This is a genomic window from Alteromonas sp. IB21 (assembly GCF_016405965.1).
GTDB lineage: Bacteria > Pseudomonadota > Gammaproteobacteria > Enterobacterales > Alteromonadaceae > Alteromonas.
Genome location: NZ_JAEFCD010000014.1, coordinates 1 through 20,711, shown reverse-complemented (window position 1 = coordinate 20,711; position 20,711 = coordinate 1). Strand labels below are relative to the sequence as shown.

Annotated in this window: 16 protein-coding genes; 11 read left to right on the top strand and 5 right to left on the bottom strand. The window is 42.4% G+C overall.

From position 1 onward, the window contains the following. Nucleotides 1-242 precede the first annotated feature (242 nt). The 4 genes from JC525_RS10940 to JC525_RS10925 all read left to right on the top strand — a co-directional run bounded on the left by JC525_RS10940 (nt 243) and on the right by JC525_RS10925 (nt 5,023). On the top strand, nt 243-1,652 hold the full coding sequence (locus JC525_RS10940) for a cytochrome-c peroxidase (RefSeq protein ID WP_198815882.1): 1,410 nt from the start codon (nt 243-245) through the stop codon (nt 1,650-1,652). 274 nt (nt 1,653-1,926) lie between these two features. Beyond that, nucleotides 1,927-3,927: a methyl-accepting chemotaxis protein gene (locus tag JC525_RS10935; protein ID WP_198815881.1), complete on the top strand. Its 2,001-nt coding sequence runs from the start codon at nt 1,927-1,929 to the stop codon at nt 3,925-3,927. A 72-nt stretch (nt 3,928-3,999) separates the two neighbouring features. Then, on the top strand, nt 4,000-4,539 hold the full coding sequence (locus JC525_RS10930; RefSeq protein WP_198815880.1) for an NUDIX domain-containing protein: 540 nt from the start codon (nt 4,000-4,002) through the stop codon (nt 4,537-4,539). 91 nt (nt 4,540-4,630) lie between these two features. Further along, nucleotides 4,631-5,023 carry a DUF3224 domain-containing protein gene (locus JC525_RS10925; protein WP_198815879.1) on the top strand — a complete coding sequence of 131 codons (393 nt, stop codon included), beginning with the start codon at nt 4,631-4,633 and terminating at the stop codon, nt 5,021-5,023. A 156-nt stretch (nt 5,024-5,179) separates the two neighbouring features. Here the strand turns inward: JC525_RS10925 and JC525_RS10920 are convergent, their stop codons facing one another. Then, on the bottom strand, nt 5,180-5,629 hold the full coding sequence (locus JC525_RS10920) for an Hsp20 family protein (RefSeq protein ID WP_159580681.1): 450 nt from the start codon (nt 5,627-5,629) through the stop codon (nt 5,180-5,182). Nucleotides 5,630-6,018: 389 nt separating this feature from the next. Between JC525_RS10920 and JC525_RS10915 the strand changes: the two genes are divergently transcribed. Then, nucleotides 6,019-7,200 (top strand): acetate kinase, encoded by a 1,182-nt coding sequence (locus JC525_RS10915; protein WP_198815878.1) that lies wholly within the window; start codon nt 6,019-6,021, stop codon nt 7,198-7,200. A 44-nt stretch (nt 7,201-7,244) separates the two neighbouring features. Next, on the top strand, nt 7,245-9,383 hold the full coding sequence (gene pta / locus JC525_RS10910) for a phosphate acetyltransferase (RefSeq protein ID WP_198815877.1): 2,139 nt from the start codon (nt 7,245-7,247) through the stop codon (nt 9,381-9,383). Between the two features lie 71 nt (nt 9,384-9,454). Here pta and JC525_RS10905 read toward each other — a convergent pair whose 3' ends face one another. From JC525_RS10905 to JC525_RS10890, 4 genes are all read right to left on the bottom strand, one after another. Then, complete coding sequence (locus JC525_RS10905) at nt 9,455-10,180, bottom strand: NYN domain-containing protein (protein WP_198815876.1); 726 nt, start codon at nt 10,178-10,180, stop codon at nt 9,455-9,457. Between the two features lie 75 nt (nt 10,181-10,255). Further along, on the bottom strand, nt 10,256-11,761 hold the full coding sequence (lnt, locus tag JC525_RS10900; protein WP_198815875.1) for an apolipoprotein N-acyltransferase: 1,506 nt from the start codon (nt 11,759-11,761) through the stop codon (nt 10,256-10,258). Nucleotides 11,762-11,865: 104 nt separating this feature from the next. Continuing rightward, on the bottom strand, nt 11,866-12,723 hold the full coding sequence (gene corC, locus JC525_RS10895; protein WP_105932015.1) for a CNNM family magnesium/cobalt transport protein CorC: 858 nt from the start codon (nt 12,721-12,723) through the stop codon (nt 11,866-11,868). Nucleotides 12,724-12,960: 237 nt separating this feature from the next. Continuing rightward, the gene (locus tag JC525_RS10890) at nt 12,961-14,415 is read right to left on the bottom strand and encodes an undecaprenyl-phosphate glucose phosphotransferase (RefSeq protein WP_198815874.1); all 1,455 of its coding nucleotides are present in this window, start codon (nt 14,413-14,415) and stop codon (nt 12,961-12,963) included. A gap of 594 nt (nt 14,416-15,009) precedes the next feature. On the opposite strand from JC525_RS10890, the gene JC525_RS10885 reads away from it, so the two are divergent. Genes JC525_RS10885 through JC525_RS10865 form a run of 5 tightly spaced genes read left to right on the top strand, consistent with a single transcriptional unit; the run spans nt 15,010 to nt 20,454 of the window. After that, nucleotides 15,010-16,206, top strand: a complete 1,197-nt coding sequence (locus tag JC525_RS10885) for an outer membrane beta-barrel protein (protein WP_198815873.1) — start codon at nt 15,010-15,012, stop codon at nt 16,204-16,206. 11 nt (nt 16,207-16,217) lie between these two features. After that, the gene (locus JC525_RS10880) at nt 16,218-16,751 is read left to right on the top strand and encodes a polysaccharide biosynthesis/export family protein (protein WP_198815872.1); all 534 of its coding nucleotides are present in this window, start codon (nt 16,218-16,220) and stop codon (nt 16,749-16,751) included. A 19-nt stretch (nt 16,752-16,770) separates the two neighbouring features. Then, nucleotides 16,771-18,996: a GumC family protein gene (locus JC525_RS10875; protein WP_198815871.1), complete on the top strand. Its 2,226-nt coding sequence runs from the start codon at nt 16,771-16,773 to the stop codon at nt 18,994-18,996. A 36-nt stretch (nt 18,997-19,032) separates the two neighbouring features. Beyond that, nucleotides 19,033-19,755, top strand: a complete 723-nt coding sequence (locus tag JC525_RS10870; protein WP_198815870.1) for a tyrosine-protein phosphatase — start codon at nt 19,033-19,035, stop codon at nt 19,753-19,755. Beyond that, a complete protein-coding gene (locus JC525_RS10865; RefSeq protein ID WP_198815869.1) occupies nt 19,756-20,454 on the top strand; it encodes a VpsP family polysaccharide biosynthesis protein in 699 nt (232 codons plus the stop codon). Nucleotides 20,455-20,711: the final 257 nt, after the last annotated feature.

Sequence of the window (20,711 nt, the reverse complement as noted above, 5' to 3'; positions counted from 1 at the left end):
AAAGTCTCTTAATCCGTTTCCCACATCATTTCTCGAATGGTTTATAGGCCTCAGTTTTTGAAAGGCGCGTGCTCTACGTTAAATTTACAAAAATAGTGACAATCACTCGAAGTTTCTGCTTCGACCTACTATATTATTTATTAAACAATTTTAATAAGTGTGCTTTCAACTAGCACCACCGCTGCTTCGTGGCCCTGATGCTTTGAAATTTAAACTTCGTTGAATGTAGTCAAGGTGAAGTCATGAAGTCGATTCCTTATATTCAAAATGTATTGATACTCACTAGTGTTATTACCGTATCGGGTTGTGGAGCAGATAAAGAGCCTACTGTCGAAGAAAGTTCGTTGTCTACGCAATTAATGACAACATTGAACGAGCAATTAGATGGCGGCGCGGTAGGGCTTCTATTGCCTCAGTCTACAGATTTCTCAAGTATTCCCGCTGACCCAAATAACACTCTTACTGAAGAGAAGGTTTTTCTCGGTATGATGCTCTTTCATGAAACCGCCGTTGCAACGGAAGGGGTTCATGAGCAACTGGCCAACACTTGGTCATGCGCAAGCTGTCACCATGCCGCTGCTGGCTTTAAATCTGGTGTTGTGCAGGGAATTGGAGAAGGCGGAACAGGTTTTGGTGTTGCTGGAAAAATGCGTGTCTTAGCCGAGGGCTTTGATAAATCAAGCACCGATCCTAGTCTAGTTCCCGATGTTCAACCACTAACTTCCCCCAGTATTCTAAATACGGCTTATCAAGAAGTAATGCTTTGGAACGGTCAGTTTGGTAATCAGCATGGAGGGCTAGTTAATGCTAAATTACCTGATGAGATATTAGCTACGCCTGGTACGCCGAAAGCTGAAAATACTCGTGGTTTAGGAGGCTTAGAAACCCAAGCAATTGCTGGTACAAAAGTACATAGACTCAACACATTCAACAACTCTCTCGTCCAGCAAAATATGGAATATCAATTGTTGTATGAAGCTGCATTTCCAGAGGGGGGCGACGATATTCTTGAAAATATGGGTAAGGCAATTGCCGCATATGAGAGAACGGTACTAGCAAATCGAGCGCCTTTCCAGCGTTGGTTACAAGGCGAAGACGCAGCGCTCACTGACCAAGAAAAGCGAGGCGCTTTACTTTTCTTTGGCAAAGCGGGTTGCGCAAGCTGTCATACTGGCCCCGCTTTGAGCTCGAAAATAGGTGCTGCTAACGAAGAAATGTTTATGGCCATTGGATTTGCTGACCTCGATACATCAAACCCCACAATAACTGGTGTAGTAACTGAAAATGATGCAAAGGGTAGGGGTGGTTTTACTGGCCGAACAGAAGATAACTATAAGTTTAAGGTACCACAGCTTTATAACTTAAAAGATTCAAATGTGTTTGGTCACGGTGGAAGTTTCACGAGTGTTAAACAGGTGGTGTTATACAAGAACGCCGGTGTGCCACAAAAAAGACTGGCGGATGGCGTTTTAGATGATCGTTTTGTGCCTTTGAATCTCAATGGCGAGGAAATTGATGATTTAGTCGCATTTTTGGAAGAAGGACTTTATGACCCGAATCTCGAAAGATATGTACCCGGTGCTTTGCCATCAGGAGCATGTTTTCCTGTAGCAGATGAGCAATCTAAGATAGACCTAAACTGCGCACTCTAGATAGAAAAAGGCGCCAACCGGCGACGCTAAGCAAAGGAAAACAAACTAAGAACTTAGGTTCGTTACTTTTTTCTTTTCATTACGATTTTTTCGTGTAAGTCATATCACCCATGACTGCATTATATTTGCCTTTATTTGCCGCATAAAACAACGGTTAGATAATCGATTTGCGCTTATTCTAATGTTTCCTATACTGAAACGAGCTGCCTATTTTTACGGCAATTATAGGAGGTATATTTTTCCTTATCCGTATTGTTGAGCAGTACTGTTTTACATGGAGTCTTTATTAGTGCGCTTGCTACAACGATTTTCTATTCTTCAGCTGTCTGTGTTGGGTGCGGGCATACTATTAATTAGTGTTGCATATTTGGCTTTCAAAGATATCAAACGGTCATTGGACGACACTCGAGCGGCTTCAACCGATATTGAAATGATAGCGCTAATTGCCTCCGTGGAGTCTGTGGCGCACCATCATGCAGTTGAACGAGGGTTAACGGCCGGCTACTTAGGTAACCCAACCCCTAAAGGCCGAGATAACGTTGAGGCTCAGCGTAAACAGGCAGATCTCGCAGAAGCGCAATTAACCTCATTACTTCAAAATGATCGTGCGTACGGCGATAGGGTAACCAAAATTCTTAACCCACTACTTGGTTATTTAGGTGATAAAGATGCACTAAGACGAGAAGTGGATAGTCTACAAGGTACGCGGGCGTTTAGGTTCTACAGTTCTCTTAACGCATCAGCGCTGAATGCCGCCACGGCATTAACGATGTACGTTAACAACTTAGCGTCAAAAGAACAGTTGTCCAGCGCCATTCTTTTAGCGCAGTTAAAAGAGCGGTTGGGGCAACAACGAGGGAAAGTGAATGGCGTAATAGCGCGACAAGAGACCAGTGATACCGTCATAAGTGAGCTAAAGGGTTATCAACAAGAAGTACAATATATTTCAGGAAAACTGGAAAACAGTTTACCTAAAGACAGTGTTGCGATGTTCACGAGAGCAATGACATCAGATAAAGCAACGTTGATAAACCGAACACTTAAAAACCTCAATTCAAGGAAAGTCGACGTTACTATGCTTCCTACTAACAGCGAATGGTTTGAGGCAGCGACATCGCAAATCAATGATGTAAAGTCGATACTTGATAATATATGGGTACAAGTAAACAAAAATGCAAAAGACATGCACAGTGAAGCCTCGTTCGCACTGATACTTACACTCATCATTATTTTTGTTGGCATTGTGGTTATTACCCTCATCTATCGCGCGCTCTTATACATACTCAACACGCAACTCACCCGTCTTACACAAAATCTTTCAAAGATTGCCGAGAAAGGAGATTTGACGGTTGATGTAAAGATGCAGGTACAGAATGAACTTGGCACCGTGTCTATTGCGATTAATAAAACGATATTGGCACTTAAAGATTTAATCAGAGGGCTAGAGCAGTCTATTGACGCAAGCTCTCGTCTATCATCAGAATTAGAAGCCTCCTGTACGGAAATGGTACAGGATGCGGGAAAAACGCAACAACGCTCCCTTAATATCGCATCAGCGTTAGAAGAAATATCGGTAACGAGTACCGACATTGCTAAATCGGCCTTTGATACGCTAGCTGCGAGTAAATCACTGGATCAACTGGCAATAGAGGCTTTTGATATTAACGAGTCGATCAGAACGGCGATGAAGCAGTTAGAAGACGACATGACAGATGTTAAGGATAATGCTGCGGCTATGGAAAAGCAGGTGACCGATATCAGCAGCATACTTGAAACAATTAACACCCTGTCAGATCAGACAAATTTATTGGCGCTTAATGCAGCTATAGAGGCTGCCCGCGCAGGAGAGCATGGCAGAGGGTTTGCCGTTGTTGCCGATGAGGTTCGCAAACTCGCGCAGAGCAGTAGAGACGCTTCCGCTCAAATAGCCACACTACTTGCAGCGCTACAGCAAGCAAGTTTGGTGGTTGTGCAGGACGTTAATAAAAATGCGATGGCGGTGAAGAAGTCAGTTGAAATTACAGGAAGTGGGCGAGAAACAGCTGAAAAAGTGAAAGATGCCGCGTCGAACGTAGAGCTTATGGCAAATAATATGTCTGCGGCGGCAGAGCAACAATCTGTTACGACGCAAGAAGTAGCAAAAGATATTGTTGATGTTGAAGCAGCAGCAAAACATGAAGTTGAGTTGGCGCAGGCATTGTCAAAATTGTCTCATTCAATGAAAGAGAACAATTTAGTACTAAGTCGAACTATCGCTAATTTCACAATTGACTGAGCAATTTTCATCGCCCACTATGTCTGTCGAGTAACGTTATTAAAGCACTTGAATGCACTGATAAGGACGGCGATGGCAGACATTGAAACACTTCATTCAAAAATAGTGTACGAAAACAAATGGCTTCGTGTAAGAGAAGACAAAATACGTCGCAGCAGCGGTAATGAAGGTATTTATGGTGTAGTAGAAAAGCCAGACTTTGCCATCATCTTACCTATCGAAGGCGATAAGGTTTACATGGTAGAGCAGTATCGATATACCATAAAACAGCGCCAGCTTGAGCTACCACAAGGTGCATGGGAGGGTAATCCTGATGTTGATCCTGTGGAACTTGCAAAGGGAGAAGTCAAAGAAGAGACTGGGTTAATCGCAGATTCGATGGAGTACGTAGGCTTCCAATACTTAGCCTATGGGTTTTGCGACCAGGGTTATCATATATACGTAGCGAAAGGACTTACTCAAGGTAAACAGAAGCTCGACGAAGAAGAAGAGGACCTGCGCGTTGTCCCTATTACGTTTACTGAACTAAAAGAAAAAATAATCAGCGGTGATATTAAAGATGCGAGCACTTGTAACGCAGTGGGTTTAGCAATGCTTAAAGGGTTTATATAAACACTCTGTTACAATTTGCCGGCTGTTTTATTGTGACTGACAAGCTAGGGTTTACCGACTTAGGTTTACTAACAATTATTAAGAGAACGCCATGGCCCTCGAGGGAAGCTTTTCCATTTTAAAATGGAATGAAGAAATACTTAAAGAAAAGTCAGAAGGGATAAAAACATCTCATGCAAGCATTGAGCAGTCGTATACAGGTGGCATGGTTGGAGAATCAACCATTGAGTTTTTGATGTCTTATCAGGCGCCTACGTCTGCACAATTCACAGGCTTTGAAAGTTTTATTGGTGTTATAAATGGTTTAAGAGGAACTGTAACTTTTCAACATATTGGTATGTTCGAAAATGGCGTTGCGAGTAGTGAATTCGCTTCAATAGACGGCTCGGCTACCGGTGAGTTAGTTGGGAAATCAATTACGGGTCACTTTAAGTCGGGAGAATCTGGTAAAGCAGAATACGTCATCGAGTTGAATGAACGGTAGGTTCTTAAAAGCGATATTACATGAATACCCATGCTGACTTCTTAGTTGGCCAATCTTATCGATGTTCAAATAACGAAATGTATCAATTTCAAAAACAAAAAAACGGCGCCGTAAGGCGCCGCTAAAAGTTGGGAAACAAACCAAGAAACAATTAATTTAGTTTTCGAGTAATCGAGAACCAATCTCTATTTGACGAGGCTTCTTGGCTTCAGGAATGACTCGCTCCATATCGATATGAAGTAGGCCGTTTTCCATATCGGCTGCCAGTACTTTTACGTGGTCGCCTAGCTGGAATTTACGCTCAAAGTTACGCTCTGAGATGCCTTTGTGTAAGAACTTACGTTCTTTACTTTCTTTGTCTTCCGCTTCAGCTTTTTTCGTGCCGGTAATGGTTAATGTATTGTCTTCAACCTGAATAGATACATCGTCTTTGCTAAAGCCTGCTATGGCCATAGTGACACGATACTTGTCATCGCCAAGTAATTCAATGTTGTATGGCGGATATGTGCTTTGCTTCTCAGCACGAGATGCTGCATCGATAAGTGATGCTAAGTGGTCAGAACCAATGAATGAACGGTAAAGTGGAGATAGATCGATAGTACGCATAGTCATATCCTCAAAATTAAGCAATATGTTTAAAGTTTAAATGCCCCGACGTTGCGGCGGCGGTTTTGTCGACCTGACCTTTCAGCGCCGACAAGTTATATATAGGAATGGCCGAAATACTTTTCAAGCAAAACAGTTAAAAAAATTTCAAATTAATTTCTTTTCAATGGCTAAGCTAAAGAATTTATTGGCTATTTTTCTTTTTTCGTTAGGAGAGGGCGCGGCGTTAAACCTGTTTTTCGCTTTAATCAAGGGGAAGTCGCGTACGTAAAACAAATTTTCGAAAGTTTTTATAAAACATTTAGCATTACTTTAACTAACTAAAATGTTTATAAATGCTACAGTTAGCGCTAATAAAAGTTGACCACTTACATTTGTAAAATTTGAACATGAAGAAAGAAGTTATAGTTTTAAATTGCGGAAGCTCATCCGTTAAGTTTGCGATTATTGACGCTGAAACTGGCGAAGCTGGGCTGTCAGGTATTGCCGAAGCACTAGGCAACAGCGATGCCAGTTTGTCTTATAAGCTAAACGGCAAAAAAGAAAAGCAGGCGCTGCCCGAAAAAGCAGGTCATACCGAAGCGCTTGATGCGATTGCCAAAGTTATCGCTAGCACAGGCGTGCAACCTATAGCCATTGGGCACAGGGTTGTGCATGGCGGTGAAAAGTTTAAGCAAGCTGCACTGGTTGATGACAGCGTACTTGAAGCAATCGAAGATTATGCGAGCATGGCACCGCTTCACAATATGGCGAATTTAAAAGGTATTGTCACTGCACAAGCGGCATACCCAGATTTACCGCACGTAGTTGTGTTTGATACTTCTTTCTTCCAAACCTTGCCAAAGAAAGCCTATATTTACGCTTTACCCATGTCGCTTTATCGCGAGCATGGCATAAGACGCTATGGTTTCCACGGCACAAGTCACAAGTTTATTCTTGATAGCATGGCGAAAATTCTTGATAAGCCCGTTTCAGACACCAGCATCATCAGCGCTCATTTAGGCAACGGCTGTAGTGTGTCGGCTATTGAAAAAGGTAAAGCTGTAGATACAAGTCTTGGCTTTATCCCACTTGAAGGCTTAGTAATGGGGACTCGCTGTGGCGACCTCGATCCAAGTTTGCCAGGTACGTTACAGAAAAAGTTGGGTAAAACGGCGGATGAAATCAGCGATCTTCTTAATAAGCAGTCAGGATTGTTGGGTATTTCAGAGCTAAGCAATGATTGCAGAACGCTAGAAGATGCAGCGTTAGAAGGGCATGAAGGCGCGCAATTAGCGATCGAAATCTTTTGTTATCGTTTAGCAAAATATATTGCGGGTTATATGGTTGCAGTACCAACATTAGATGCCATTGTATTTACAGGCGGTATAGGCGAAAACTCTTCGCTTATTAGAGAAACGACCATGGGATATTTTGCTCACTTTGGCATTACTTTAGATGAGCAAAAAAATACCAATGCGCGATTTGGTCAGGGCGGAAAAATATCCACAGAAAACGCATCTACAGCCGTTTACGTAGTACCTACTAACGAAGAGTGGGTTATCGCCGCAGAAGCTGCAACCTTCGCCTAAACTAAATGCGCTAGCGCATTGAATAAGTAAAACCAGGAGTAACTATGTCTCGCAGAATTATGTTGATCCCCGTGGGCACTAGTGTGGGCCTCACTACGGTCAGCATGGGCCTTGTTCGAGCAATTGAAGAGCAAGGTATAAAGCTAAATTTCTTCAAGCCTGTGGCACAGCCACGAAGAGGCGATAACGGTGAAGAGCGTTCAACGGCCATTATTGCTCATCACGCTAGCGTGTCGCCTATCACGCCCTTTGCGCTCGACTATGTTGAGCGTATGATTAGCAATGATAGTACCGATGAATTACTTGAAGAAATCATCGAGCGCTTCGAAGAAAATAGCGAGCAAGAGGCCGTAACCGTAATTGAAGGGTTAGTGACAACGCGACACCACCCTTACGCCGAGCGTTTGAATCTAGAAATAAGCCGTGCGCTTGATGCTGACATTGTGTTTGTCGCTGTACCTGGAAACGATACCATCACTGATATCAATCATCGTTTGGAAATCGTGGTCGACACTTACGGCGGTCATAAAGGGCAGAAGGTAGTGGGTTGTATCTTCAATAAAGTAAATGCACCGTTTGATGAGCATGGAAGGCTTCGTGCCGATATCGGCGCAATAGAAGCGCCTGAACATGACGAAGCGCGTACGCAAGCACTTCGCGAACTCCCCATCTTCAGAAAGGGCTTAAGTTTACTTGGTACTATCGATTGGAGCGCTGATTTAGTATCTCCTCGTGCGACTGATGTAGCTAAACACCTTAAAGCGACACTCCTTAATAAAGGTGAACTTTCTGAGCGTCGTTTAAGCAGTGTAACCTTTTGTGCGCGCGAAATTCACAACATGACCCATACCCTTAAACCAGGTGCGTTATTGGTTATGTCAGGTGATCGCGGTGACGTGTTTGTATCCTGTTGTCTTGCGGCGCTCAACGGTACAAAGCTAGGCGCGCTGCTGCTGACGGGTGGCTACCAGCCAGATGAAAATATCATGGCCTTGTGCAGCCAAGCCATGGAAACGGGCCTGCCCGTAATGTTGGTAAACTCTAATACGTGGCAAACAGCGCAAGCGCTACACGCTTTTAACCAAGAAGTGCCGGTTGATGACAGTCAACGAATAGAAAAGGTAATGGTTCACACAGCGGAAAGTCTGGACGCAAGTTGGGTAAATTCGCTTACCCAAAAAGTATCTCGTCAGAAAAAGCTTTCTCCATCGGCGTTTCGCTTTTATCTCACCAACCGTGCAAGGCAGGTTAACAAGCGCATTGTACTGCCCGAAGGAAATGAACCGAGAACCGTTGTCGCAGCGTCTATTTGCGCAAAGCGAGGGTTGGCAAGACCTGTACTGTTAGGCGACGAAACCGAAATCAGACGGGTAGCGGAACAGCAAGGTGTAGTGCTTAGTGATGGCGTGGAAATTCTTTCGCCGTCGGCTATAAAGAAGGACTACGTTGAGGGCTTAGTCGCGTTACGCGGTCACAAAGGTGTGACCGAAGTGGTTGCCCAAGAGCTTCTAGAAGACAACGTGACGTTAGGCACTATGATGCTTCAGCAAGACGATGTAGACGGTTTGGTTTCTGGTGCGATTAACACCACGGCTAATACTATTCGGCCCGCTTTGCAATTAATAAAAACGGCTGAAAATGCGTCCTTGGTGTCGTCTGTATTTTTCATGCTTTTGCCTGATCAAGTTTTGGTCTACGGCGATTGTGCGATTAACCCTGATCCTGATGCAAAACAACTTGCAGACATTGCTATACAGTCTGCAGAATCGGCGCAAATGTTTGGCATAGAACCAAGGGTTGCTATGATCAGCTACAGTACTGGGTCATCGGGTGCGGGCAGTGATGTGGAGAAAGTGCGAGAAGCCACTAAAATTGCGCAAGGTCTTCGCCCAGATTTACTGATTGATGGTCCGCTTCAATACGATGCGGCGGCCATTGAAAGTGTAGGTAAGAGCAAAGCGCCAAATAGCCCGGTTGCAGGTAGAGCAAATGTATTCGTGTTTCCTGATTTAAATACCGGTAACACCACGTATAAGGCTGTGCAGCGCAGTTTCGACCTAGTGTGTATTGGCCCAATGCTGCAAGGCATGAGAAAGCCGGTTAACGATTTAAGTCGCGGTGCCTTGGTAGACGATATTGTCTTTACCATCGCGCTCACGGCAATTCAGGCAGCGGGTAGTTAAAAGTTAGACGGTAACTAAGTTACAAATTTAAAGCTGCTCCTCGTTATAAGGCGCAGCTTTTTTTGGATTATTTACTTTGCTTTGTTGAACAGCCTAGCTCTTTTCTTATCCCTTACCCATAAAACAGAGCCATTAGTCTTCTTCATCTCAAAAAGGTCAATCGCTTGAAATAAATCACTCAACTTTTTAAAGCCATAATTACGTTGATCAAACGACGCGTGATTTGATATGTGCGTTCCAATTGGGCCCAACATTGCCCAGCCATCATTTTCTTCTACTGCCTCAACTGCTTGCCTGAGCAAGTTCATTAACTTAGTGTCACTCTTTATATTCTTTGTTGCTTTCAGAATAGGCAGTTCTTTTTCGTTTTCTTTATCGAGGTAAAGAAAGCGAGAGCAGCTATTGACGAAAGCGAGTGGAGCTTTTCTTTCTCCAAAGCCTATAACAAACTTTCCGTCGGCCAATGAACGGGTTACAAGGGGAGTAAAGTCACAATCTGACGAAACAAGACAAATTACGTCTATATCTTTTGTATACAAAGCATCCATGACATCAATGACCAGTGCCATGTCTGTTGCATTTTTGCCTCTAGTAAGATCAAACTGCTGAATGGGCTGAATAGCAAATTCATGAAGAACATCTTCCCACGGCTTCAAACTTTGATTTTTCCAGTTTCCATATGCCTTTCTAATATTGACTACACCATAGCGAGCCAATTCAGATAGTACCTTATCAATTTTATGAGCAGGTGCATTATCTGCATCGATAAATACAGCTATTTTTTCTTTATCTTTCAATCATGCCTCCTTGCAACAAACATCATTTTCGTTTTTTTCTAATTTCAGATTTGATATTGACTTAACCCTAAAGCGTTAGAAATACCGTCTTCTAAGAGCTAAGGCAGAAACCATCAATACAATCACGAGCGTCCAAACGCCGAACTCCTGTAGATGGTAATACGGTGTAAACCCGCGAGTTGCCACAACTGGCGCCGAAATATTACCGGCCATAAATTGCGGCAAGCGTGTTGTCACTTCGCCTTTGTGGTCGATAAAGGCAGTAATACCATTGTTGGTCGCTCTTACAACCGGTCGGCCCAGCTCAAGAGCACGCATCTGCGCAATTTGTAAATGCTGCGCCGGGCCATGAGAGTGTCCAAACCACGCATCGTTACTTACCGTAATGATCATGTCTGTATCTTCATATACATTTGCCATCACTTGGTGAGGAAACGCAATTTCAAAACAGATAGCGGGTGCTAAGTGAATGCCATTAGCTTCAAGATTCGCCTGCTGATAATCACCGCGAGAGAATGACGACATAGGCAAGTCGAATAGGGGGGCGAGGGGGCGCAGCCAGTCTTCAAAAGGTACAAACTCGCCTACAGGTAATAGGTGATGCTTTGAAAAGCGGTTATTGTGAAAATACTGGTAATCGGGGTAGACGGCATCGGGCGTTCGCTTGCCCAATACAATTAGGTTGTTCCAAGCCTCGTCGGTTTCCCAGTTATAATTTACGATGCCACTGATAAGCGCTGTGTTTTCCTGAAATGCTCTTTCGTTAACTTTAGCAAGATAAGGCTGTGCTAATGGTTCTAGTTTCGGTACGGCAGCTTCGGGCCAAATTATAAGGTCGTTATCCCATAGGCTTTCGGTTAGCTTCCAGTATGTATCCATGGTAGGACCATCTTGCTCAGGTACCCATCGTAAGCTTTGCGCAATATTGCCCTGGGCCATGCCTACCGAGTAGGTCTTTTCTGGCGTAACCCAGGTGTGCTGCTTTAAAATGTAGCCGCTTATAAACAGGCAAAGTATAACGAGTGTAGCGTTAGCAAGGGTTCGCTTATTGTTTATTAATGCAAATAGGGTGGCGCTAATAACGATAAGCGCACTTATACCTGTTTCCCCGATAATAGGTGCAAAGCCAGACAATGGACTTTCTAGCTGGCTATAGCCCAGCGATAGCCATGGAAACCCGCTTAACATCCAGCTTCTAAGCCACTCTGCGGTAACCCAGAAAAAGGGCAGTGCCATGGGCCATAACCGGGGCGAAAAATATATTGCGGTGAGTTTAGTGGCAAGGGCAGGGTACAAGGCTAAATAACCGCAAAGCAGCGCCATTAAACCAATTGAAGCAACAAGTGGTAAGCCACCAAAATCAGCAATGCTTACGTGAACCCAACTTATGCCTGCGCCGAACCACCCCGCTCCAAATAGCCAACCAGCAAGAAATGGGCGGTGCTTAAGCTTTATTACCTGGCGAATAGCAAGTGCAAATGCAGGAATAGTCAAAAGCCACATGTTAAAGGGAGCAAATGCCAGCGTTAAGCTCGCACCGCTTAGAACAAGAATAAGGTGGGGGAAAAACCGTTTCAGCATAGGTGTCATCTGATTGTGGTTAATGGGTTCGTAGCTTCAGCACAAGAATACGGGTTTAAAGCTGCGTAGCCTTGTGCTGAAACAAGATGGGTCTCGCTGATTTACTATTCCAGCGAAGGTACTGAAACCTTTAGTTGAATAAGACGGCGTTTATCAGAGTTTGTGACTTTAAACAGAATATCGCCAATGGTGATCTCATCATTAGTTTCAGGCATATGACCAAATGCTTTAAGCACAATACCACCAATGGTGTCGGCTTCTTCTTCGCTAAACTTTGTTTCAAAAAATTCATTAAAGTCATCTACAGGAGTCAGCGCTTTTACTGTGTAGGTCGACTTATTTAACGGGCGAATATCGTCAGTACCATCTTCTTCGGTATCGTATTCATCTTCAATTTCGCCCACGATAATTTCGAGAATGTCTTCAATAGTAACTAAGCCAGACACACCGCCGTATTCGTCTACAACAATGGCCATGTGATAGCGCTGCTGACGAAATTCTTTTAATAGAACATCAACACGTTTGCTTTCAGGCACGATAACTGCCGGGCGTAAAATATCTTTTAAGTTGAACTCTTTCTCTGCGTTAAAGGCAAACGCGAGTAGGTCTTTAGCAAGTAAAATACCTTCAATGTGGTCTTTATCTTCGCTTATTACGGGAAAACGAGAGTGGGCAGATTCAAGCATAAGAGGTAGAAACTCTTCTACCTTTTTCTCAACATCTATGGTGGTCATTTGAGCGCGGGGGATCATAATATCCCTCACTCGCATTTCATTTACCCCAATTACCCCTTCAATCATTTCACGGGTTTGTGGGTCTATGATTTCGTTATGTTCTGCATCAGTAATAACCGATACTAACTCTTCTTTACTTCTCGGCTCGCCAGAAATTGAATTTTTTAGTTTATCTAACCAACTCTTGCCTGAGGAGCCGTTGGTAGAGTGAGGATTATCGTCGCTCATAATTTCCATTTTACAGTTAACAGACGAACAAGTTAAAAAATAGTTGATTGCTCGTCAATACATTATTGCTTCAAGCGTACGAGTGTAGCATTACCCAATCATTATTGGAAAAGCGCATGTGCATTTAATTGAGATGTATTTCATTGATGCGTCTGCTGTTAGTGGCTCAACACCAACGTGTTTTGTTACTATTTATAACTACACGCTACGAGGCTAACAATAAATATTGACTAAATGCTAATATGCATTTTTGTCGACAAAGGTGCCAATGGCTGTTTTTATGATTATTTTTATGTCGAGCCATATGGACCAATTGTGAATGTAATCTAGGTCAAACTGTACTCTCTTTTCCATTTTCTCAATGGTATTGGTCTCACCTCTAAAACCGTTCACTTGCGCCCACCCCGTTATCCCAGGGCGAACTTTATGACGTAGCATGTACCCTGATATCAACTTTCGATATTGTTCGTTATGCGCTACTGCATGCGGTCGTGGCCCGACAATCGACATTCTTCCTTGGAGAACGTTAATGAACTGAGGAAGTTCATCAAGGGAGGTCCTTCTTAAAAATGCGCCTAATTTGGTTATGCGAGGGTCGTTTTTTGTAGCCTGTTTCACCTGAGACCCATTGTCTTGCGTAGACATAGAGCGAAATTTATACACCCAAATTTGCTTTCCATCGAGCCCGTAGCGTTTTTGCTTAAATATTGCTGGTCCTTTAGAGGTGAGCTTTACAGCTGCGGCAATGATTAGCATTGGAACAGCCAGAACCGTTAAAAAGAGCAAACTTAACAAAATGTCTTCTATTCGCTTAAGTGCTTCGCTTGCCCCTTGAAAAGGAGTGTCGAAGATACTCAACGCTTGCACAGTGCCAATGCTCTGCCACCTCGAGTTCATGAGGTTAAATACAAAAAAGTTCGGAATAAGATAAACACTTGCGGTGGTATCGGAGCAATAATTGAGAATTTCTCGAATTCTATTTTCAGCGCCCATTGGAAGGGCAATATATATGTAGTCGACCTTATTTGTTTTCGCCATGTCAATGGCGTCTTGAATAGAGCCTTTCAAAAAGAGTTGTGCGGAATCTGGAAGCCTCTCTGGTTGTCTATCGTCAAATATCCCCAAGAAACGAATGCCTAGTTCGTCATGGCTTTCTATCTGCGACGCTAATTCTTGGCCAATTTTGGTTGCACCTATCACAATGGCCTGGCGAGAGTTAAGGCCTGTTTTTCTGATCTTAAATAAAAAGCTCCTCATAACATAGCGCCAAGCACTCAGTGTAAAGAGGGAAGAAGCAAACCAAGTTATAACGGTTAATGGTGTTTTTGTTGATGATTCGGCAAAAAAGTATCCACATGTGAGTGTTAGCAAACAGGTGATAGACCAACAAAATGCCGTTGCTTTAACCATTTCCGAAGTTTTAGCGCCGCGCCAAGAGCGATATAAATCCGTAGCCTCAGCACATAATTGAAAAACAATTGAGAAACAAAACACTAGAACAAGCGCGCTGTCATCAATCGCAACACTAAATGCGTTGTAACATAAATACCATGAAGCAAAAACAACGACCAAATCGGCCAGTCGGTATAGTGTAGAAAATCCGCTTTGGTTTCGAACGACGAAACCACCGCTGCCAGAAGATGAAGACAAAGTAAAATCCGTATTTAAACCATCATATTCTAATTTAGCCATCGTTTGCAGCCGCTTATTATTTAAAAGATATCCTTAAACTACATGGACAGGCAACGATTCTATGTTTACTGAGCCGAATTGTATGCTGTTCAAATAAACAACAGATAATTTTAACTTTATCAGCTCATATGCAAATAATGGCGCGTAAAGCACTTGCTTGCAAGGACTGTTTGAGGATATTACTTCATCCATGTCAAAATTTTGGCATTGTCGCTGTGTATTCCCTACAAACAATTCACTTTTCGAGAGAATAACCAATTGACACTAGTGAAATACCTGACATCATAGTTGATATAAATAATAAGCTTTAAGTTGCCTTTGCCATAAAATTGACATGTTTTTAATGGTATTTTTCTTTGCCGTTGGCAACGAAACAATAGTTGGCAACGAAACAATAGTAATTAAATAGTTAAGTTGATGCCATTCAGTCGCACTTTTTACAAAATCTAGAGTAGTCTTAGCACGCTAAATGTGTAAGAAGATAAAAAAACAGGGCGCTCTGGTTTTACGATTTCGTTTCGTCCTTCCACCGCAGTAAAAGAAGCGAAGTTGTAGCTTTTAAAAACGCATATAAAGAGTTAATAGGGAAACATTATGAACAATATGCAGAAAAAATGCTTGGTTACCGTTTTAAGTGCAATAGTATGCGGTAAAACGATTGCGCAAACTCCTGCTAGTATCGAGCTAGGCGGTTTTGACTTATACCCTTCATTGAAGGGCGAGTTCGGTCACGATGACAATGTACTTCGCGACGATGACAGCGAGGTTGAGAGCTGGAAAAGTACTATTGCGCCTGAATTCATTCTTGTTAACTCTTATGGCTTAAACACAATTCAAGCGGGTTATAGGCTTGAACGTGGAAACTATTTTTCTAGTCAGGCAGATAGCTACACCGACCACCTTTTTAATCTGGCAGGTAATTTTGAATTAAACGTTCGACACCGCGTTTCTGTTGAGGCGGTCTACAAAGATGATCACGATGAGCGTGGCACCGCGTTTACAATTGGTCAAGGTGACATAATAGACACACCCGACCAGTATAAAAGCAGTAAAGTTGATGTCACTTACTCATACGGGGCATTAACAACTAAAGGACGTATAGATTTAAACGCAGGCTACCAAACAACAGATTATGATATCGACACGCCGTTGTACAGAAGCCGAGATAGAAGCACTAATACGCTCGCCGGTACTTTTTATTACAAAATTATGCCAGCAACTGATTTGACCTTCGATGTTATTTACAACGATATAAATTATGATTTTGCTCTTGACCCGACTACTCCACTAGATAGTGAAGAGGTTCGTACGCTTGTGGGTGTCGAGTGGGACACAACTGCGAAAACTACAGGTTATTTCAAAGTAGGTCATCGACAAAAAGAATTTGACGATGGTTCGAGAGAAAACTTCAGCGGGCTAGACTGGCGCATTGGTGTTACATGGAACCCAAGGACTTACTCTACAGTAGACTTCACTACGTTTACAAATACAAATGAAACCAACGGTGTTGGTGATTTTATTGACACTCAAACTTATCAGTTAAGTTGGGACCATGAGTGGTTGGATCGTGTATCGACAACAGTTAAGGCTTCTTACTCGGAAGATGTGTACACTGGCTCGAATGCAAGTCGTGTTGACGACAACATAACAACGATGTTTACTGTTAATTACGTCGCCCGCCGCTACATGGTTGTACAGGCTGGTTTCACTCACGATAGAAGAAACAGTAACGAAGATATAATTGACTTTGACAGAAATATTGTTAGCTTAACCGTTAATATTACGTTGTAGTTAATAGTTGCATGAAAAACGTCCTAACAGTCTTTTTGTCATTTCTTATTTTTGCTGGCGTATCTAACGCGCAGAATGCTGCATTTAGCCAATATACTTTAGGGTCTGGCGATACGGTGAGAATAACAGTTTACGGCCAGGATGATTTGTCTTTAGAGACAAGGCTTACTGATGTTGGTGTTGTAAACTATCCCTATCTTGGCGAGATATCTGTTTTAGGAATGACAGTAAGTCAATTAGAAACCTTTATATATGACGGTTTAAAGGGTGACTACTTAGTCAACCCTTCTGTTTCGGTGAGCATAATCGAGTACAGACCATTTTTCATAAACGGTGAGGTTAAAAACCCGGGTGGATACCCTTTTCAGCCGGGCTTAACGATAGATAAAGCAGCTGCACTAGCCGGTGGTTATACCGAGCGAGCATCAAAAACAAAAATCTACATCGATAGAACCATAAATGGAAAGCAAGTAACGCTTAACGCCAATCGATACATGCAAATTTTACCTGGCGACATTATAAACATTGATCAAAGCTTCTTTTAAATAACAATGTGGACGTTTTATGCTTTCTGAAGGAAATGATCTAAGAGCTGCGCAGCAAGACGCAGATGATGACGTTATCGACTTAACGCATTACTTTAGAGTCATCAATGCAAGTAAATGGCGAATTGTAAGTTTAGCTGGAATAGTTACGCTGCTGGTCGCGCTTGTCGTGTTGTCTATGACGCCAATATATCAAGCAACCTCTTCTTTGCTTATAGAGAGTGAAGAGACCAATATTGTTTCTATTGAGCAAGTTTATGGTTTAGATGCGAGTAAAAAAGAATACTTTGAGACGCAATATGAAATACTTAAATCAAGACATATTGCGGAAAAAGTCGTCGACAAGCTTAATCTTGGTGAAAACCCAATTTTCACCCAGTATTTAGAAGAAGAGTCATCGTTTATTGATGACGCAAAGGCATTTTTGAAAAGCGTACTTACATTTCTTCCTCAAAAAGAAGTAGAGCCGCTATCAGCTGAGGAAGCCGCTCAGCAGCGTAAAGAGCAACTTATTTCACTCTTTTCCGAAAACCTCTCAATTTCTCCTGTCGCTAACACCCAGGTAGTGAAAATTTCGTACATGAGCGAGTCGCCCAAGCTCGCTGCACAAATCGCAAACACGGTTGCTGACGTTTACATCGAAAATTATTTAGAAGCCAAGTTCGATATGACGAGTAAAGCGACTACTTGGCTAAACGACAGCTTAGCTGGCCTTCGAAATAAATTGGAGGCTTCTGAAAGAAAACTTGCTGATTTTTACGAACGTGAACAAGTTGTTGATTTAGACGGTGTAGTAGGCCTTGCTTCGGAAGAACTGCAAGGGCTTAGTGAGCAGCTACTCGTGGCCGAAAATCGCCTAAAGCAAACACAAATAATTTTTGAGCAAGTTCAAGATTTTAATGGTGATCCTGCCGAACTTGCAGATATGCCTGCGGTACAAAACCATCCATCTGTTCAAAATGTGAAGGAAGCTGAATTATTAGCAGAAAGTAACGTTTCTGAACTTAGTAAAATTTATGGCCCCAAGCATCAAAAGATGATATCTGCACAAGCAGAACTTGCTTCAATTAAACAAACTTTAATTAATCAAGTTCGTTCGCTGATTTCGGGTATCAACAGTGAATACAGGCAAGCAGAGTCGCAAGTCAACAGTTTAAGAGTATCAGTTGCGCGAGCAAAAGAAGAGTATCGAAAACTTACAACGCTTGAATCTAAAAGAAAAATATTGCAACGCGAGGTTGATACGAATCAGCAGCTTTACGATTCATTTTTCACTCGATTACAAGAAACAAGTGAAGTTGAAGGTTTCGAAACAGCTAATGCACGAGTACTCGATAAAGCAACAATTCCTCTTATCCCAGCGAAGCCCAAAAAGTCTCTGATTTTGGCTGCTACTTTGATACTGAGCCTAGGCTTTGGCGTTTTCATTGCTTTAGTACTAGATTTTCTTAATAGTGGGATACGTTCAGTAGACGATGTAGAGCGTAAACTAGGTCAGCGTATGATGGGGTTAATTCCTTGGCAACCACATAAGAAAAAAGAAGACTTACCTTTGAGAGAGTTTTTTGATAAGTCTAACCATACTTTTAGTGAGGCTATCAGAACGCTCAGAACAAGCATACAACTTCTCGACTTGTCAGGTAATAAAAAGGTGACGATGGTAACGTCTAGTGTGCCTAAAGAAGGGAAAACGACAGTATCAATAAACTTAGCGTTTGCTATGGGGCAATTAGGCAAAACATTGTTGATCGATGCAGACTTGCGAAAGCCTTCAGTTGCTAAACGGTTCGACTTGCCAGGTTTTCAGCCAGGGCTTACAAATCTTGTCGCCGGTACGCACACTTTGGACGAGTGCCTTTGCAATGATACCGCTTCGAGCATTGATGTTATTACGGCAGGTTCCAGTTCACCTAATCCTCAAGAGCTTTTGCTAAGTAGTGGGTTCAACGCAGTTATTGAAAAGTTAAAAGCTAAGTACGATCATATCATTATCGACACAGCGCCAACACAGGCGGTAAGTGATGCGATAATAGTAAGTGAATCTTGCGATACGCTTCTCTATGTTGTAAAAGCCGATGCTACCAATGAAAAGCTAGTATCTAGTGGCCTTGAGCGTTTTATGAGAATTGGTAAGCGAATAGACGGCGTTATTCTAAACCAAGTGGATGTAAAAAAGGCAGGAAGTACCTATGCTTATACAGGCTACTATGATCAATATGGTTACGGTGCTCAACCTGAAAGCTAGTGACTTAAATATTTCAATAAAAGCGGGTTATTAGCGTTGATCGATTTACATTGTCATTTGTTACCAGGTATTGACGACGGTGCTCGCAACATCTCTGAGTCAGTAGCATTGGCTAGAATGGCTTACGATTCTGGTATTACGCATGTGGTTTGCACTCCTCATATCCACGAAGGGTACTTTGACAATAACATCGAAATAATAGAGAGCACCCATGAAATATTTAAAAGTGCGCTTGAAAGAGAAGGTATACCACTTAAGAGTCATTTTGCGGCAGAGGTCAGAATCAATCCAAATATTGTAGCAATGGCGCAACAAAATAGACTGCCGTTTTTGGGGTATTTCGACAACCAACCTGTGTTATTATTGGAACTACCGCACAGTCATATCCCACCAGGGACGGAGCAATTAATAGCGTGGTTAAAAAAGCAAGGTATATTGCCCATGATTGCTCACCCAGAAAGAAACAGAGATATCCTGTCCAGCTACAACAAAGCGAGTTGGCTTCGTGGTAAAGGCGTTTTGTTCCAGTTGACCGCTGGTGCCATTACGGGAACATTTGGTGAACGTGTTCAAGAGTGCGCGTTTAAACTCTTGAACGATAGATTTGCTGATATTATTGCGACTGATGCGCATAACCAAAAGAAAAGGCCTCCAGAGTTAGCTGGTGCTTACCAACTTGTTAAAGATGAATACGGAGAGGCTAGCGCGAAAGACCTTTGTACGAACAACCCTTTAGAGATTGCCCGCTGTTGGTTCTAAATGAAAATCTTTAAAAATTTTAAAGTACTGTTATCTTTCACCCTCTTATTCTTATGTGTGTTTTGTTTAAGTATTACGTCTCTATCTACAGTTATAGCGTCGATTAACTTCTATGGCGCAAAAAACTACTTAGAGCAATGGGAAGATTCAGGAAACATAACCAAAGACGACTTAACCGCTGCTTACCTACATGCCAAGAATGCAAAAGAGAGCCATGAAAATCATCCTCTTTATACGGATACTTTAAGCACGATACTACAGTATAAAGCCCTATCTAAAAGTGACTACAACGATTCAAAGCAATTACTACTTGAAGCGGAAGCAGAAAACTGGAACAGTGCGGTAAATCGGCCAGCTTGGCCCGTAACCTGGGCGAACATTGCATATACAAGGTGGTTAAAAGGTGAGGTTAACACCGAACTAACTAGCTACATGAAAAGGGCATCTGAACTAGGCCCGCACACCCCTGAAGTTCATATAGCGTTAGCTGAAATTGGCTTAGGCATGTCGAAGCGCTATATACGTACTTTTTTGAATAATAAAGATATTATAAAAAAACATACACTCTTAGGATTACGCCACCCCAAAACTAAAAGCACCATTGTTAATATTGTAACTAACACCAAAACACAGTCGTTAGTGTGTACTTGGCTTACACAAGAAGACGCTACAATGAGTAAAAGGCTGAAGTGTGCCTAACACTAAGAATTAGTTTTCTAGGACCGCTTTTTAGCTTCTCGGTTTGCCAAGCAATTTTTTCCTAAATAACAACATTGATATCAACATTAAAAATAAAGTGCGCGGTGCGTCTACGCTTGCGCTTTCAATTCGAAAGCCTATCAATGAAACATGTTCTAACGTGTGTCTGCCATCTCGGCTAGCACCTTCGTTAATGAAACCAGTAATACCAATTGACTTAAAAGTTTGATCTAATGGCGCTATTCATATTTGAGTGA